The 17,589-nt window shown below is 42.0% G+C and carries 14 protein-coding genes; 10 read left to right on the top strand and 4 right to left on the bottom strand.

All coding sequences use genetic code 11. The annotated features are described in order from the left end of the window. Positions 1 to 83 precede the first annotated feature (83 nt). From HP456_RS00425 to HP456_RS00410, 4 genes are all read left to right on the top strand, one after another. Positions 84 to 1,694, top strand: a complete 1,611-nt coding sequence (locus HP456_RS00425; protein WP_172248033.1) for an amidohydrolase — start codon at positions 84 to 86, stop codon at positions 1,692 to 1,694. After that, the gene (locus HP456_RS00420; RefSeq protein WP_172248032.1) at positions 1,691 to 1,912 is read left to right on the top strand and encodes a DUF3311 domain-containing protein; all 222 of its coding nucleotides are present in this window, start codon (positions 1,691 to 1,693) and stop codon (positions 1,910 to 1,912) included. The genes HP456_RS00425 and HP456_RS00420 overlap by 4 nt, the downstream gene beginning before the upstream one ends. Continuing rightward, entirely contained in the window at positions 1,912 to 3,378 is a 1,467-nt protein-coding gene (locus tag HP456_RS00415; protein ID WP_172248031.1) for a sodium:solute symporter family protein, read from the top strand. The genes HP456_RS00420 and HP456_RS00415 overlap by 1 nt, the downstream gene beginning before the upstream one ends. A 442-nt stretch (positions 3,379 to 3,820) precedes the next feature. After that, positions 3,821 to 4,057 (top strand): hypothetical protein, encoded by a 237-nt coding sequence (locus HP456_RS00410; RefSeq protein ID WP_172248030.1) that lies wholly within the window; start codon positions 3,821 to 3,823, stop codon positions 4,055 to 4,057. Positions 4,058 to 4,149: 92 nt separating this feature from the next. Here HP456_RS00410 and HP456_RS00405 read toward each other — a convergent pair whose 3' ends face one another. Beyond that, positions 4,150 to 4,641, bottom strand: coding sequence for a CBO0543 family protein (locus tag HP456_RS00405; protein ID WP_172248029.1), 492 nt, complete (start codon positions 4,639 to 4,641; stop codon positions 4,150 to 4,152). Between the two features lie 709 nt (positions 4,642 to 5,350). Between HP456_RS00405 and HP456_RS00400 the strand changes: the two genes are divergently transcribed. From HP456_RS00400 to pdxA, 5 genes are all read left to right on the top strand, one after another. Beyond that, positions 5,351 to 6,511, top strand: coding sequence for an FtsW/RodA/SpoVE family cell cycle protein (locus tag HP456_RS00400; RefSeq protein WP_172248028.1), 1,161 nt, complete (start codon positions 5,351 to 5,353; stop codon positions 6,509 to 6,511). A gap of 249 nt (positions 6,512 to 6,760) precedes the next feature. Then, complete coding sequence (locus HP456_RS00395; RefSeq protein ID WP_172248027.1) at positions 6,761 to 8,461, top strand: sigma-54-dependent transcriptional regulator; 1,701 nt, start codon at positions 6,761 to 6,763, stop codon at positions 8,459 to 8,461. 160 nt (positions 8,462 to 8,621) lie between these two features. After that, positions 8,622 to 9,611, top strand: coding sequence for a 2-keto-3-deoxygluconate permease (locus HP456_RS00390; protein ID WP_172248026.1), 990 nt, complete (start codon positions 8,622 to 8,624; stop codon positions 9,609 to 9,611). A gap of 15 nt (positions 9,612 to 9,626) precedes the next feature. Next, on the top strand, positions 9,627 to 10,928 hold the full coding sequence (locus HP456_RS25470; protein ID WP_172248025.1) for a four-carbon acid sugar kinase family protein: 1,302 nt from the start codon (positions 9,627 to 9,629) through the stop codon (positions 10,926 to 10,928). Further along, positions 10,925 to 11,923: a 4-hydroxythreonine-4-phosphate dehydrogenase PdxA gene (pdxA, locus tag HP456_RS00380; RefSeq protein WP_172248024.1), complete on the top strand. Its 999-nt coding sequence runs from the start codon at positions 10,925 to 10,927 to the stop codon at positions 11,921 to 11,923. Before HP456_RS25470 ends, pdxA begins: the two co-directional genes overlap by 4 nt. A gap of 188 nt (positions 11,924 to 12,111) precedes the next feature. Here the strand turns inward: pdxA and ulaA are convergent, their stop codons facing one another. Genes ulaA through HP456_RS00365 form a run of 3 tightly spaced genes read right to left on the bottom strand, consistent with a single transcriptional unit; the run spans position 12,112 to position 15,905 of the window. Continuing rightward, entirely contained in the window at positions 12,112 to 13,479 is a 1,368-nt protein-coding gene (gene ulaA / locus HP456_RS00375; RefSeq protein ID WP_172248023.1) for a PTS ascorbate transporter subunit IIC, read from the bottom strand. 28 nt (positions 13,480 to 13,507) lie between these two features. Next, entirely contained in the window at positions 13,508 to 13,774 is a 267-nt protein-coding gene (locus HP456_RS00370) for a PTS sugar transporter subunit IIB (protein WP_172248022.1), read from the bottom strand. A gap of 19 nt (positions 13,775 to 13,793) precedes the next feature. Then, positions 13,794 to 15,905, bottom strand: coding sequence for a BglG family transcription antiterminator (locus HP456_RS00365; RefSeq protein ID WP_172248021.1), 2,112 nt, complete (start codon positions 15,903 to 15,905; stop codon positions 13,794 to 13,796). An 835-nt stretch (positions 15,906 to 16,740) separates the two neighbouring features. Here HP456_RS00365 and HP456_RS00360 point away from each other — a divergent pair. Continuing rightward, on the top strand, positions 16,741 to 17,532 hold the full coding sequence (locus tag HP456_RS00360) for an AAC(3) family N-acetyltransferase (protein WP_172248020.1): 792 nt from the start codon (positions 16,741 to 16,743) through the stop codon (positions 17,530 to 17,532). Positions 17,533 to 17,589: the final 57 nt, after the last annotated feature.

Below are 17,589 nucleotides of genomic sequence, written 5' to 3'. Positions count from 1 at the left end.
CCCGCCAAGGCATCCGATTCAATTTGCCTTATCGATAAGCTATCTCAATGGCACGTCAACTATATATACCAGGAGGTGTTGATATGAGCGCAGCAATGCTCTTTATAAACGGAGAAGTGGTCACTGTTGATTCTGAATTTTCTGTAAGAGAAGCGGTGGCGATTGAGGAGAACAAGATTATTGCAGTGGGAACGAATGAAGAAATTCTTGCGCAGGGAAGTGAAGGGTCTACCATCATCAATTTGGAGGGCAGAAGTATCCTTCCCGGCTTCATCGATGCACATGCCCACCTTGAGCTTTATGGTACGAACAAGCTCGGGGTGAACGGCAAGGAAGCGGGCAGTATCAAGGAACTTCTCGTGAAACTGAAAGAGAAAGTGAAAACGACGCCGGCTGGTGAATGGATCAGGGGATGGGGCTATAACCAGAATCACTATGAAGAAGGCCGGCATCTGACTCGCTGGGATCTCGATCAGGTGTCCACCGATCATCCGATCATCGTTGTCCGGACGTGCGGGCATATCTCCTGCGTGAACAGCAAAGCTCTGGAACTTGCGGGGATTGACCCGCAAGCGGAAGACCCGAACGGCGGTAAATATGTACGGGAGAACGGCGAGATGACAGGACTTCTAATGGAATCTGCGCATATGAACATGTTCTTGTTTGCGAATTACTCAAAGGAGGAGGTTCAGCAAGGGCTTGCACTCGCTTCAGAAGACTATTTGGAAAAAGGGATCACGAGTGTGCATGATGCAGGCGGCTACGGTCCCGACCATATCCGTTTTCTTCAAGAGGCCGTCTCGGCAAGACGGATCAAACAACGAATCTATGCCCTGTACGGTTCGCTTCATGATTCCCCCGGAATGGTAGCAAAAGGACTTGAAAGCGGGATACGGACCGGCCTCGGCGACGATTGGATGAAAATCGGCCCTGCCAAGGTCTTCATTGACGGAAGCAGCAGCGGACCGACCGCCAAAACCCGGGAACCTTATACAAATAACCCGGATGATTCGGGAATTCTCTACTTGAATAAACAACAACTGAACGAGTCGCTCGGAAAAGCGCACAAGGACGGCTGGCAGATTACGGCTCATGCGATCGGGGATGAAGCCGTCGAAATGATGATTGAAGCAATCCGAACCGCGCTTGAGGTGGAGCCGAGGCAAGATCACCGCCACCGGATCGAACATTCGGGCATCACACCACCGGATCTTCTTCAAAGAATGAAAGATCTTGAGGTAATCCCGATCCCGAATCCTGCTTTTATTTATGAATTCGGGGACGGATATATCAGAGACTATGGCGGCCGGGTAAACAGTATCTTTCCGTTGAGGAGCTTTTCAGAATACGGCGTCCCTTTTGCCATTGGATCTGACAGTCCCATCACTTCGGTGGACCCGATTCATGGCATCTACACGGCAGTCACCAGGAGAAGTAATTCCGGTAACATCATCGGGGCCGGACAGCGGATCACCGTCCAGGAAGCGATCAAGGCATATACATGGAATGGGGCGTATGCCAGTTTCGAAGAACACGTGAAAGGCAGCATCGAGCCGGGAAAGCTTGCTGACCTGGTCATCTTGAATGGTTCCATACTGACTTGTGAACTTGATAGATTGCGAGAGTTAAAGGTGGAGTGCACGATTTTAGATGGGGAAATTGAATACGCAGCCAAAAAGGAGGGCGTCACATGAGTAAAAGTACGTTTACCAAATTGTATTGCATTTCTCTGGGAATTCCGTTTCTGTTACTGATTTTCCCATTGTTTTCGATCGGGAACAGGGCAACGCCGGTCGTGATGGGCATGCCATTCTCAGTGTTCTGGGTAATAGTGTGGATTATCATTACCTTTCTGATCGTACTGGCACTCTATCGAATCGATCCCGATAAAGATGAAGAGGAGGTAAACTGATGGCAGATTGGCAGATTGCAATGATCATGATGATCGGCTACCTGGTGATCGCACTCATCGTGGGTGTGATGGCAGGAAGAGGTCATGACAAAAATTCGCTGGATGAGTTTACGGTTGCGGGCGGAGGGCTCGGCCTGGTTGTGATGTGGTTCTTGATGGGAGGGGCTGTGTTCAGTGCCTTTTCATTCCTAGGAGCTCCCGGTTGGGCATACTCGAAAGGCGCCCCTGCACTTTATATTTTAACTTATACTGCTTTTGCAATTCTCCCATGGTATATCATTGGCCCAAAGATCGGGAAAATCGGCCGCAAGTTCAATATTTACACCGTTGCAGGCTTCATGAAAAAACGATACGGCGGCAAGACGCTGCCGGTCCTGATCGGAGTCATCGCGCTGCTTGCTTCGATTCAATACCTTGCCACACAGATGAAAGGCATGGCGTACATATTCAATATCATGACGGAGGGACGGATTCCGCTATGGCTTGGTGCCCTGCTCGCATATGGAATCGTCGTCGTGTACGTTGCAACAGGGGGACTCAGGGCAGCAGCCTGGTCAGACGTCTTCCAGGGGCTGCTGATGATTATCATCTCCTGGGTCGTCGGTCTCGCCATCGTCAACCAGATGCATGGGAGCGTTGGAGAAATGTTCTCAAATCTCGTCCGGGACAACCCTCAATTCCTTGAAATAGGGAATGAAGGCTCGACGATGTCAGGAACGGCCTATACGACAACGATCCTTGTATCCCTGATCGGATTCCTGATGTGGCCGCATCTGTTCTCGAAATCGTATGCGTCCAATGCCCGTACAATTAAGAAGACGGTGCTGGTCTATCCGATCTTTGCCCTGTTTCTGATCCCGCTGTTGTTCGTCGGTTATTCCGCAGTAAATGTGGTCAACCCGGCGGATGTCGGGGCACCGGATGAAATCCTTCCTTATCTGATCACCACCGTCCTCAGTCTGCCGGGCTGGGTATACGGACTCGTCGGTGCGGGGGCGTTGGCCGCAGCGATGTCGACAGCCGATGCCATCACGCACAGTGCATCCCTCGAGTTCACGGACGGCGTCATCAAGAACATGAAACCGGATCTTCCGGATAAAACGACGTTATTCCTTATGAGAGCCGGTGTATTCGTAGTCGGCGGACTTGCCTACGTCATTACCGTCTTCGGCGGCCAGGGGCTCATTTCCCTCCTGCTCGGAGCATACGGGTCGATCGTTCAATTCGCCCCTGGTGTCTACGGAGCCCTTTACTCGAAAAAAGTAACAGGCCCGGCTGTCATCACCGGCCTCATCGTCGGCACATTCGTCAACTACTACTACCAGCTCGTCGCTGAAACAACGCCATTCGACATCCACGCCGGTATCCTCGGCCTGATCTGCAACATCATCATCGTCGTCGCAATCAGCGCCATCACCCGGCAAAAAAGCGGGAAAATGGCGGAAGAGTACCGGAATATCGGGTGAGACAGGGGGACAGGTCCCTTGTCCCGCTTTTGTGCAAGGTGAGCCAAGGGTAAAGACCCTTGGCTCACCTTATGATTTATGACAGTCTCCCTTACTCAACGAATAGCAATGGAGACTGAACACCTAACGAAAGGGAAAGTATGTACACCCTTATTTTGCAGATTACAACGAAGAAGGAGGCAGGTCAGCCATATGTATCCGCTGGTATTCGGGCAAATTTGTTGATATTTCTTCATTTTCTAAATTTGAACATTTAGTATAGTTTGATGATAAGTTGACAAGGTTCGGATATATTGCACTCCCTGTGAAAAGTAGAAACCGCTGTTTTTTAATGCTGACTCTATTTTTTTTCTTGTTAAAATTTGTGATTTTAACTTTGATCTTCTCATATTTATACAGCAGGACAAGTAAGGGGAGATTTATGTGAATAGGGTTTGTTGTATTGTCTATCGTGTTTCTTGTTATTGTAATTATAATGTTTTGTCTCTACTTTATTTTCAAATACAAACAAAAAGCAATACAAGTGATGACGTTAGAGAGTTTTATAAATACTCGATATCTAGAAGATGAACGCCAGAAAAAGAACCTAATTGAGACTATAAATGATATTTTTCATGGTGAGGGTAATGATGGAGGCAGTGACGGTTTTGCCGGATACCACCATGATGGTGGAGAATAGTTATCCGCCTCGCTAAATTTCTTTTCTCTGTAATGACACCTGAGGGAGAGGACGGTACCCTGGGACATCAGATCATCCAATGGAAATCTGCGTTAACTATTCTCAGGAACAGGCTTGTTGTTTGCTTTTCTTATTATAGCGATAAACCCGCGGGATATAAGAAATGTGATCGTCAATGAAATTAAACTTGTGTATGTATTCCACCCTTTTTTGAATTTGATTAAGCTAGTCTTTTTTTCAAAAAAATGTTCAACGAGCGCCATGGGGATACTAAAGTAAAATGATTTTAATATGATTCCAAAAATATTTGAACTTCTCGTAACTTGATTATAGTAGACACAGGATATTGGATAAAGTAAATAATCAAAAATAAAGCTGATATCAAATGATTTAAATAACTTAACTGGATATGCAATATATCCTTTACGAACAACGAGTTTATCCAAAATAGATGACAAATAGCCTTTAAATAAAAAAACCATCATCCAATCCTTTGTAGGAGGCTTTTTCATTAATTTACAAAAAGCTATTAGTCCAAAAACCAACAGAAATCTAAGGGTGTTTTTTTCGAAAGTTTGATTCAACTCAGTTACACCTCCATTTGAGTAATGCAATAATGCGCTTTAAATTAATATTGCGTTTTAAATGCAAATTTATACTAGCAGGTACATCTCAGTATGCAGATTTTGTCTGAAGATCTGCACCAACTCTTGTTACCTTTGAGGGGCAAGTTCAGCTTGATTATAGATGCCAAAAGAACTGGTTTGATTTAGCTGAGAGAGATTGGACTATATAGAAGAAATAGAAATTGTCCAATGGAGTGAATAGGTGAACGATTCGTTTAAGGCATTTTTCCATTGACGGGAGCATGCAGCTGACTGATCTCTATCCAATGAGGCAATAATGGACGATCGTCCTTCAGAGCCCTGTACTTAACAACTTCAAGACCGGCGAAAACCTCACTCTTAAAACAGGGTGAGGTTCTTTTTTATATGTCCAGAGGAAAGTGAAAAAGAGGCGACACTTCATATTTTAGTGTATAAGAATCCCAAAACTCTGTAATAACTTGAAACCAAAACTCTAGATTGATCGTCTAACTATAATGATTAGGATTAAACTTGAACTATTTGGGCATTTTCTTTTTTATTCCTATCCTATTGTTTCATTCAACATGTGCTGCGTAGTATGAAGAGCCTATTGCCACCTAATGGAAAATGAGTACCATCTTTATCTTTTATAAGCAAACGAACTATTACTACATAACTTTCCACACCTTAATAGACAGGAGATTTTATGCAAACTAGTAAATTTAAGAAGCTAGATCTTGATTTAATGTTTATCGTTTTTGTTTTTATGGCAATTAGCTGCATATCCATTTATAGTGCACAGAAATTTCTGCCCTATGAGGAGAATTTTGCTCTGAAGCAGTCGGTATGGTTCATTGGTGGGATGACCCTTACATCCATCGTATACTATTTTGACTTTGAACAGCTCAGAAGATTGTCACCATTTTTGTTTGGCTTTGGTGTTCTGCTGCTATCAATATTGATGCTGGCTCCAGCTAGTGTCGCACCTGTTATTAAAGGAACGAAAGCATGGTTTTCTATTCCTGGCTTTGGTTCTTTACAACCCTCGGAATTTATGAAAGTATTTTTAATTCTCTTTTTAGCAAATGTGATCCAAACCCATAATGAGAAACACGGAGAAAGGACGTTAACCTCAGATACATTCTTACTTTTCAAAGTGTTTTCATTTACCCTTGTCCCGCTGGCATTCATTCTGAAACAGCCCGATGCCGGGACTGGAATGGTCATCACGAGTATTATGATCGCGATGTTATTTCTTTCAGGTATAAATAAAAAAATACTCTTTCTATTTTCTTCTATGGGGATTATGGTCATTGCCTCTCTGGTCCTCGTTTTTTTATACAAACCTGAATTATTATTGGTATTCCTGGATCATTATCAGCTTGATCGAATCCATTCCTGGCTGAACCCGTTCGAAAATGGGCAGGGTATAGGCTATCAACTGAGGTTGTCGATATTGGCTTCCGGTTCAGGAATCATTACGGGTAAAGGGTTTTATGATGGAGTAGTGGCAGTTCCTGAAGCTCATTCAGACTTTATCTTTACAGTGATAGGGGAAGAATTCGGATTTGTCGGTTCATCCCTTGTTCTTTGCTTATATTTTGTTTTAATTTATAAGATTGTTACGATCGTTCTGAAAAATAAAGGTGAATATGAGATCCTGGTCGGTGCCGGGGTCATTTCAATGCTGACATTTCATATCTTTGAAAATATCGGGATGGTGATCGGATTAGTTCCCATCACAGGAATTCCCCTCCCTTTGTTAAGTTACGGAGGGAGTTCGGTGCTGGCTACCATATTAGCTTTAAGTATTATTAATAATATATCTGCAACTACAAACCATTATATGTTTGGAAGTAGAGATTGACTTATCAAGAGCAAATAAGATTCTTTTCTCGTTTAAGACATTAGTAGGGAATCGATATTGCCCTCATAATAGCTGATTATTTTTAATTGAAGTAATGAATGATGACAAGCAGTCAATAAATTACCAAAGTGGAGATGTATTGCATTTTCTACCAAACCAGCTCTCGCTTGGTTAATCTCCCACGAACCGTTAAAATAAACATAAACATACTAATGCTATCATGTTAAATAAACAAACAGGTGTGATTCAATGAAAATTAAAACACTTATCATTGCTCCTTATCCGGCAATGACTCATTTATTAGAAGAATGCCGTCATGAGTATAAAGAACTTGATATACATATTGAGGTTGCGAATCTTCAGGAGGCACTTCCGGTTGCAAAAGCTGCAGAAGACCGCGGATTTGATGTGATCATCAGCCGCGGGGGAACTTCTAAGTTGATTGAAGAAGCGGTTACTATTCCCGTCATTGATATTCATGTATCAGGTTATGATATGCTGAGGGTTTTGACGTTAGCGAATGATTTCCCAGGTAAGAAGGCGATTGTAGGGTTCTCAAACATTACGCTTGGCGGAAAGGCGATCAAGGACTTACTTGAAATCCAAATTGATGTGTTTACAGTTGAAGAGGCAAAAGAAGTGGATTCCCTTGTTGAAAAGCTTAAGATTGAGGGTTATGAGCTCATCATGGGTGATGTTATTACAATGGATGCTGCGCTAAAGCATAACGTCGAAGGAATTCTCATCCAGTCTGGCAGGGAAGCGATATTTGAAGCGTTTCAAAAAGCGAAGTCTATTTATCGCTTGCATCGAAGTCAGCAACTGCAAATAAATTTACTCCATTCTCTTATAGAAGAAACTGAATCAAACATGATTGTATTATCACAGGATGGCCGCACCGTGTATCAGAATTGGACGGACTTCAAATCGTGCCCATTGCCAATAACTAAACTTACCCAGCAGATAGAGGAAAGCGACTTAAGTAATGAAGTGAACATTATAGAGACTGGTGAGAAGCAGCAGATTAAACAACGGATTAAGAAGAAAGAGATAAACAACCAGACGTACTACCTGTTTTTGTTCTCAGGGATAATCACCCAACAAGTGCATCAACAAGGATTTCATGTTGAAACGATCTCCCAGCAGCCAATGCTCATTTCAAACAGCCAGTCAATGAAGAGATGTGTCTCTATGATTGATAGGAGCTTGAAGAGCAGCCAATGGCTGCTTTTAGGAGCAGAAGGGACTGGGAAGCAGTTGATTTCTCAGTATATTCATTATCGTAAACATACCGGTAATGGGCTTTATGCAAACGTAACGGCCCAGAATTTGCTGGCAATACAGGACGGGATTGATCCTGACATTTGTACTCTATACATTAATGATGTAGAAGTTTTATCAATGAAAGAAGTAAAAAAACTTTCTTCCGTTGTTCAAAAATTGAAAAGAGAGAATTTAACCGTTATATTAGGCTTATCTAATGAAGAGGAGGTTTATCATTCTCTCATTTATCATGAAGATATATTAACGATTCATATTCCTTCATTAAAAGCTAGAAGGGAAGATGTTAGACCGTTAGCCACTTATTTCATCGCGTTTTTTCACGGTCAGATCGGTACTTCTGCTATCAAGATGAAGGAAGAGGCGATGGATCTCTTAGAGCAGTATTCGTGGCCGGGCAATGTGGCGCAGTTAAAGTCACTTCTTCATGCTGCTGTTTTAGGGGAAAGAGGATATGTCATCGGTAAAAGGCTTATTCAACAACAATTAGAGGAAGAAAAGGATGCAGAAACAATAACTGCAGATAAAGAATTTCTTTCCGGCACACTGGAGGAAATAGAAAAAAGAGTTATTGAGCATATTATGCAAGAGGAGAATTATAATCAAACAAGAGCTGCGGATCGATTAGGTATTAACCGCTCCACTTTATGGCGCAAGCTGAAACAGTAAAATGTTTCAGCTTGTTTTTTTATTTTTGTTGCAAAATTAAACAACTTTAAATCAAAGTGTTGCAAAATATCATGTAAGCCATTACAATAATCCTTGAAACCGGTTACTTATTTTATTTAGTGTTTAATATTGAAACAAATATAAAAGGAGTGTTACAATTATGAAGATTAAAGCAACTTTAGATTGGATTCCTGGCGGTATGATGGTTGTGCCGTTGCTGATTGCAGCATTAATTAATACATTCTTCCCGGATATATTACGAATTGGTAATTTTACTCAAGCGTTGTTTGTAGATGGTGCAGGCACACTGATTTCACTTTTCCTATTATGTACAGGAGCGCAAATTAATGTGAAATCTTTTGGTGTTTCCGTTGGTAAAGGAGCAACTCTTTTAGCGACAAAATGGGCAGTAGGTGCGGTGTTTGGATTGATCGCTTACATGCTTGCAGGTGACAATGGTTTATGGTTAGGATTAGCTCCAATTGCAGTTATTGCAGCCATGACGAATAGTAACGGCGGTTTATTTGTTGCATTAGTGGGTCAATACGGAAGCAAAGAAGACCGTGCAGCTTATTCACTTTTAGCACTTAATGATGGTCCATTCTTAACGATGATTGCGTTATCTATTTTCGGAGCAATGGGCTTTGTTGACGGTATGTTCTCAATCACTTCATTTATTTCTGTGTTACTTCCAATCGTTGTTGGTATGGTATTAGGTAACCTTGATGAAGATATGCGTTCTTTCTTAGACAAAGGGAGCTCAATGTTAATTCCATTCTTCGCGTTTGCACTTGGTATGGGGATTGATTTTGGAGCAATCCTTGAAGGTGGATTGGCAGGTATTATTCTTGGGTTATTGACGGTGTTTGTAACTGGTACTGCCGGTTATTTCGTATTTAAAGCATTGAAATGGAACCCGATTGTTGGAGCTGCGGAAGGTTCAACAGCTGGAAACGCAGTCGCAACACCAGCTGCGATTGCAGCCGCGAATGCAAGCTTTGCATCAGTTGTAGACATTGCAACTGTACAAGTTGCTGCATCAACTGTGACAACAGCTATTTTACTCCCGATTTATGTTGGATTTTTGGTAAAACGACTGGAGAAAAAAGGATATAAATTTGAACAAGACGTAAAAGAAGCAAACGTCTAAGGGTGTGTGATTAGAGTGGAGAGAAGAATAGGCATTATTTCGGATGATTTAACAGGTGCAAATGACTCAGGTGTACAATTAGCAAAGAAACATCTATCTTCAATAGTAGTGTTTGATTATGAAACAGCATCTGTTCCAATAAAGCCTGACGTATTAATCGTTGATACGGATAGCCGGGCCAAGGAGGATGAAGAAGCGTATAAAGCAGCCTCCCAAGCTGCTTTATTCCTTAAAAGTGAAGGCTATCATCATCTATATAAAAAGGTTGATTCAACATTGAGAGGGAATATCGCAGCAGAATTAACTGCGGTTGAACAGGTGTATCAACCTGAGATCGTTGTGATTGCTCCGGCATTTCCAAAAATGAAGCGTCAAACGATACATGGAAATCACTATGTGAATGGCGAGTTAATCACCGATACCGAATTTTCACAGGATCCAAAAACGCCGGTAACAGAGGCGTTTATACCAGAACTATTAAAGCAATATCAAGACAGAGAAATTGCTTTAGTGGAAAAGAATATGTTGGACCAAAATGAAAAAGAAATAAAACAAACCATTAATAGTTTCCTAAATGAAGGGGTAACATGGTTTGTGTGCGATAGTGAAACAGAAGAAGATCTTCAAAGAATATGCAGCTTGTTTTCAAGCCTTAACAAAAAAACAGTCTGGGCTGGTTCAGCAGGGTTGATTGAATATCTGCCCGAAGCACTTCAATTAACAAATTCAACTAAGGCATATCAGGAAGAAACCAGTATTGATAAGACGTTGATCGTATCTGGAAGTTTATCTGAGGTCACGAGACAACAGCTTTGTCAGGTGGATTCATTACAGAATTCTTACTTTATGGAAGTAGATCCTGCCATTTTAGTGAAAGATGCATTTGAACTTGATTCCTATATTGCACAATTAAAACAGAATGCGCATTCATCACACTATGTGTTATATGTGGAAGCGTCGGAGAAAAACCGCTTATCTGCAAAGGAAGCGGGAGATGAGCTTGGATTAACATTTACTGAGATAAGCGAAGTAATATCAAGAGGTTTAGGCCGGATTGCAAAAGGGCTTTTAGAAAAGTTTACGTCTATCCAAGGGTTAGTCCTTACAGGTGGAGATACAGCAAAGGCGGTTTGCTCAGAATTAAACATTTCCGAAATGGAGCTATACTCTGAGGTCGAACCAGGTCTGCCGTTCGGCCGCTTACGCAGTCCGGAGCGCACCTATTGGGCAGTGACAAAAGCCGGTGGCTTTGGACATGAGCAATCATTAGTAAACGTTGTGAACTATATGACAAACAAGAGAAAGGTGAGAGCATGAATCAACTGAAACCTATCGTTGGGATTACAATGGGAGACGCGGCGGGCGTTGGTCCTGAAATTATATTAAAAAGCTTAGCCGTAAAAGAGATATATGATATGAGTCGTCCGCTTGTTATCGGAGACAGCAAAATTCTTGAAAGAGCAAAGAGTTTTGTAAACAGTGAGCTTAACATTGAATCTGTATCAGCTGATCGTATTCAAGATCTTCCTTACAAATTAGGAACCGTTTACTGTTTGGATTTGAATCTATTAGATGCAAGTCTGCCAATTGGGCAAGTGTCGCCAGAAGCCGGTCATGCAGCATTTGAATATTTAGCGGCAGCGATTGAATTAGCGAAGGAAAACAAAATTGATGCGATTTGTACAGCTCCATTAAATAAGGAAGCCTTACACAAAGGCGGACATAAATATCCCGGACATACGGAAATTCTTGCTGATCTAACAGATACTGAGGACTTCTCAATGATGTTATCTGCCCCTGACTTAAAAGTTATTCATGTAACCACACATGTGGGAATTATTGACGCAGTGAAAATGATTAACCCTGAACGTGTCTATCATGTAATAAAACTTGCTCATGATACGCTGAAAAAATCAGGCATTACTTCTCCAAAAATAGCTGTTTGCGGGATAAACCCCCATGCAGGGGAAAATGGACTATTCGGATACGGAGAAGAAGAAGAAAAAGTCATTCCTGGTGTAGAAAAAGCACAAGGTGAAGGAATGGATGTTGTTGGTCCACTTCCTGCAGATACTTTATTCTTCCGTACTGTTCGCGGAGACTTTGATATCGTTGTAGCGATGTACCACGATCAGGGACATGGCCCGGTTAAAGTTCTTGGCTTGGATGCAGGAGTGAACATTACAGTAGGATTGCCGATCATTCGTACAAGTGTAGATCATGGAACAGCATTTGATATTGCTGGTAAAGGAATTGCAGATGAGAAAAGTTTGATGGAAGCGATTCGCCAGGCTGTGGAGTTCGCGGGGTAAGAGGAACCTGCAACAACGAATAGTTTAGAATATGCCGGTGTGCTCTTTTTACAAGCACGCCGGCTTTCAGTTTATCTGATGGATTTGGAATAAATAAAAGTGCCAAATCACAGAAATCAGATCTTGATGTTCATTTATATCGTCAAAAACTCGCTTCCTTGAATCAGAAAGCGAGTTTTTGAGTTGGACTATGCAGCATCTGTTTCTTTTTTTTGTTGGTTTGCTTTTGATTTGAAACCGATGAAAAACAAGATGGCCAGGATGAGAATGATGGATGCGAACACGATAATATTTGAATCGACAATTTTGATGAGGTTACCAAGCACGATTCCGACTAAACCGAAGTCTGCATCTCCAAACGTTGTTCCCTGGAACCCTAATGAGCCTAAAACCGGCAGCAAGAGGGCTGGCAGGAAGCTGATCATCACACCATTCGCCATGGAACCGATGACGGCCCCTCTCCGCCCGCCGGTTGCATTGCCGAAGACCCCGGCAGCTGCACCAGTGAAGAAGTGAGGAACAAGTCCTGGTACGATTACTTTCAACCCTAATAAAGGTAAAAATAGCATGCTGACAAGACCAGCGGTAAAACTGAACAAGAAACCGATGATGACGGCGTTACCTGCGAATGGGAAAATGGCTGGACAGTCTAGTGCCGGTTTAGCATGCGGGACGATTTTATCCGCAATTCCTTTGAAGGCAGGGACAATTTCGCCAAGAAGCATACGTACACCTGCTAAAATGATATAAACACCAGCGGCAAAAGTAATCCCCTGCATAAAGGCAAACACAAGGAAGTTCTGTCCGCCGCTTAATTCTGCTTCAACAAATGCCGGACCTGCTGCCCCTGCGACGATAAAGAACAAGATGACCATGGTTAACGATACTGAGACGGATGTGTCTCTTAGAAAACCGAGTGATTTTGGGACTTTGATTTCCTCTGTTGACTTTGACCCTTTGCCGACAGCTTTACCGACCAGGGCAGAAGCCAAATAACCAATTGATCCAAAGTGGCCGATGGCAAAGTCATCCGACCCGGTGACTTTGCGTGTGAAAGGCTGAAGCATTGCCGGTGAAAGCACCATCAATGCCCCAAGAATAATCGAACCAAGAATGATCAGTGTCAGACCGGAAAATCCTCCAGTAGTTAAGATGACAGCGATTAAACAGGCCATGAACATGGTATGATGCCCGGTTAAAAAGATATATTTAAAAGGGCTGAAACGTGCTATCAGAATATTGACAATCATACCGAACAGCATGATCATTGCTGTCTCTGTACCGAAGCTTTCCTGTGCCAGGGCAACGATTGCTTCATTATTCGGAATCACTCCGTCGACGGCAAAGGCTTTATTGAACATGCTGCTGAATTGCCCCAGCGACTGGACGAGTACATTCGCTCCTGCCCCAAGGATGACGAAGCCCATTACTGTTTTAAGTGTTCCGGAAACGACATCTCCTGAATTTTTGCGCTGCACAAGGAGCCCTATTAAGGCGAATAGACCGACAAGGATTGCAGGTGTTCCTAAGATATCCTTCATTATTATATCAACCATTTTTATCGCTCCTTCGAATTATAGTGGTCTACATATTTTGTTCTAGCGCTTCGCGGAGTTCGTTCTTATCCATTAAATTCTTCAATTTCACAATATGTTTATGGCCGTCTTCCAGGCTTTCGACAATATCCTCAGAACCTATGAAAATATCAGCCTGTTCCGTCTTGGCTGTTGTTAAATCTGTGTGGGAAACTTCCGCTTCTTTCCCCATTTCCTTAAGTGCTGCTTTCACATTCATTTCTACAATCATACTGCTGCCTAAACCGTTTCCACATACAACTAATACTTTTTTCATCTTTGTTTCCTCCTCTAATTTAACCTTCGATTGTTTGGTTGATTAATTCAATTACGGTTTTTTTATCCTTCGCTGAGATTAACTGCTCCACGTTGTCTTCATTGGATAACATTTCTGTGAGCTGGGCTAATGCTTTTAAGTGGGTTTGATTATCAATCGCTGCCAGCACGATGACTAACTGAGCACGATGTTTTTCTTTTTCTGAGAAATTAACGGGTTCTTTGAGTCGTAAGAAACTCATCCCCAGTTGTTCGACTCCAGTCTCTGGACGCGCATGGGGGATGGCGATTCCCGGGGCGATGACAATATAAGGACCTAACTCCTTCACGTTAGTAATCATTGCCTCAACGTAACCCGGGCGAATCGATTGCTGTTCGATCAATGGCTGAGCAGCCACTTTGATTGCATCCTCCCAACTGCTTACCTGATCTTTGAGCTGTATCGTTTGTTCTGTCAATAATTCATTGAGCATAGGCTTTCTGAGCTCCTTTGTTCGGGGAGTATTTTGTTCTAACAGGTGGATCAACTCTTTTTTCAGTTCGTCTTCTTGATGAATCGTAGAATGGCGTTTGATCACTTCCATCAGACGATCGGCTTCATTCTTTTCCGGTGGTTTCGAATCGAAAAGTTCATTCATGCGTTGTATGACTCGTTCCTTTTCGGGATTCGTTAAGATGGCGGGAACGTGGATAACGGGAACTTCTTTCGCCTTGATATAATTCGTTGAAAAGATTACATCTGCTACGTGTTCATTCATTCGATATTCTCTCATCGATATAGTAGTGACGACATTCAGCCCGGCAATCAAGTTTTCCAACTGGGTGCGCAGCATATTGGAAGTTCCGATTCCATTTTCACAAACAATAAGGGCTTTGAACTTCGTCTCTACCTTCTTTTTCTCTTTCGTCAGCCATCCTCCGAAGTGCAGGGTAATGTATGCCGCTTCTTCATCTGGAATGGTCTTCCCTGCATACAGTTCCAAGTGCCTCATCACCCGTTTTGTCAAATGAAAGATGTCTGGATAAGTCCTTTGAATGCTGTCAGATAGGTCATTCGCGATTTGCAATCCATACTTTAGGCGATAATACGTCGGTTTTATATGGGAAATCAGGTTTTCTTCAAGGCCGTTTCTATCATCAAACACAACACAGGAATAGAGTTGGAAATCATCAATCATCTGTTGAACGACTTCCTTAAGTCCTGATAATTCCCATTCGGTATATCGGTCGAAGTTATCATGCTGGACTTTCGAACCGAGCAGGTTCATGGTAATGAAGCAAACCTCATCATCAGGGAAAGTAATTCCTTTAGCATTTTCAAGCTTATTGGTAATGAGCATGGCTGCCTTGTATGCTTTTGTTTGTTTTAGAACCTCTTTTTCTGCACGTGGAACAAGGATATACTTGTGCAGCTCTATACGGTTCATGACCATTAGGATCTGGAGGGAAAGCATCTCAACCATTTCGTCAGTCAGAGTCAATCCAAGTTCTTTTTCAGCTTCAAAAAGAATCTCTCTCACCAAGCGTCTCTGATCGGTTTCGTGTGACCATGTGGCGGCTTCTGGATGGATCATCTTATAGACTTCATTCCGGACGTTCTGCCAATCCGGGTGAGAGAATATAGTTGCCAGTATAGTTGAAAGCATGGTTCGTTTTGCATCCTCGGGACCACCCAATCGATATCCTGATCCTTTCTTGTAATACAGCTCCAATCCAGCCTCATTGAACTCTTGCTTGATCACTTTAATCACCTTGGTGATCGTTCCTCGGCTCATACTTGTTAAATCCATAAACCTTTTCATTGATGCATCTTGTTCTTCCAGTAATATTTTTGCTTTAATCAGTACTTCGCGCTCCTGCTTTGATAATTGATACTGCCAATCTTCAAAACTCTGATCTTGATAGACCATCAAGCTTGATTTTGATGCAGGAGGCAAAAATAATCCCTTTCCATGTTTACTTTCAATTGGTTCTAGTTCTTTAGAGCGCAGCCAACTATTAATGTGATCTAGGTCATAATAAATGGTGCGCTGAGACAAATTCATTCTGGCAACCAGATCTTTTGCCGGAACCGGCTCATGCGAATGTTGAATGATGGATAATAGGTGTGCACGTCTTTTATCCAGTACCATGGGGATCCTCCTTGTATTATTTCAACCATGTCATTTTTGCATAATTATATTGTTATATTAATCGATGATCATCTTATATATCTAGTATATTCGCTATTTGTTTGGGATGAAAGGGGTTTCAGTGTGCAGATTTCGTTTGTGTATTTTTGCAAAATTGAACAGAAGGGGTGGGTATGCACGAATGTGAGTGTAAATTATTGTCATTTTGGTTGGGAACCATTTTTTGTGATTCTGGCGTTAGTACATAATTATCCCGAAGAATAATGGATGATTGAGTACGGTGAGATACTTTCAGTCCCTTTGTTTACCTCCAAAATCCATACAGACAAATTTTCATGAATGATAAGAGCTGACGGGAATATGTATATATAAAGACTCATGGTACAAGTTCGATTTTGGCACTAGCATCTTTACTAAAGCTCTGGATTGGGGCTGATTTTTTGTATCGGAATAAGCGGAGCTCACTTGTGAATCTAGTCATTTTCATACTCTTTTGCTTACTTATTATTCATGTCATTCGTTTCATCCTCTACGCGAAAGTCTACATCGTATACAGTATGGGGCTTGGCCCTGTCTTCCTTATGGGGTTGATCGTTTTCCTTATTGTGTATCTTTATTTGAAGGGGTGAAAGTGAGAAAAGAAAAGCTGTAGTTCAGAAGACTGATCTCCAGCTTTTCTTTTTTTATTATTTGGACAAATGATGGATTTGTTTTCCTATTTGATGCCCATTTAATAGATATAAGCATTGAGAAAAAATAGAAATTAATGGATAATTGGAATCGGAAAAAGATACGGATATCGAGTTCAAACAAAGAATGAGAGGCTGGGCGTTCAATGAAACAAGGAAACCTACTGACGAAAAGTCATATAACGGATGATCTGGTGAAATTAGGTGTAACAAAAGGGATGACAGTCATTGTGCATTCTTCATTAAAATCATTAGGAAGAGTTATTGGAGGTCCGGTTTCTGTTATCTTAGCTTTAGAGGAAGCTGTCGGAACAGACGGAAACATTGTCATGCCCACACAGACCGAGCAACTTTGTGATCCGACAGTTTACGGGAGCGGTTATACAGATGAAGAAATTCAGATCATAAGAGAGCACATGCCGATTTACCACCCGGATCTGACACCTACTTGTTATATGGGCTTTATCCCTGAAACTTTTAGGAAGCAAAATGGGGTGCACCGAAGCTCCCATCCGCACACTTCATTTGCTGCGTGGGGAAAAAACGCTGAATATATAACAGAAAATCATAATATGGATTTTGCTTTAAATGAACAATCTCCTTTAGGGAAAATTTACGAATTAAATGGATTCATACTGATGCTGGGTGCGCCGGCAGATTCAAATACTTCCCTGCACTTAGCTGAATACAGACAGGAAAATACATTTTGTAAAGAAAAAATATGGGATGTGAAGGTTGAAATAAATAATGAAGAAAGGTGGACAACGTACCAAGACATCAACAATGACTCAGATGACTTCGACAAAATATTTGCTGATTTTCAGAAAGAAACAAACTATATAGCAGGGGGCAAAGTTGGTGATGCAAGAAGTTATCTAATACCAATGAGGCAAATGGTGGAATATGCCGTTAAATGGATGAATGCAAACAGAGGGTAAGGCTCAGCATTTTAATGAAGGTTTTGGATCTGGATTTCAGATATTTCGGGGCGGGCT

The sequence above is a fragment of the Bacillus haikouensis genome (assembly GCF_013179555.1).
In the GTDB taxonomy this organism is placed as follows: Bacteria; Bacillota; Bacilli; order Bacillales; family Bacillaceae_B; genus Rossellomorea; species Rossellomorea haikouensis_A.
This window is presented reverse-complemented; position numbering and strand designations above follow the sequence as displayed.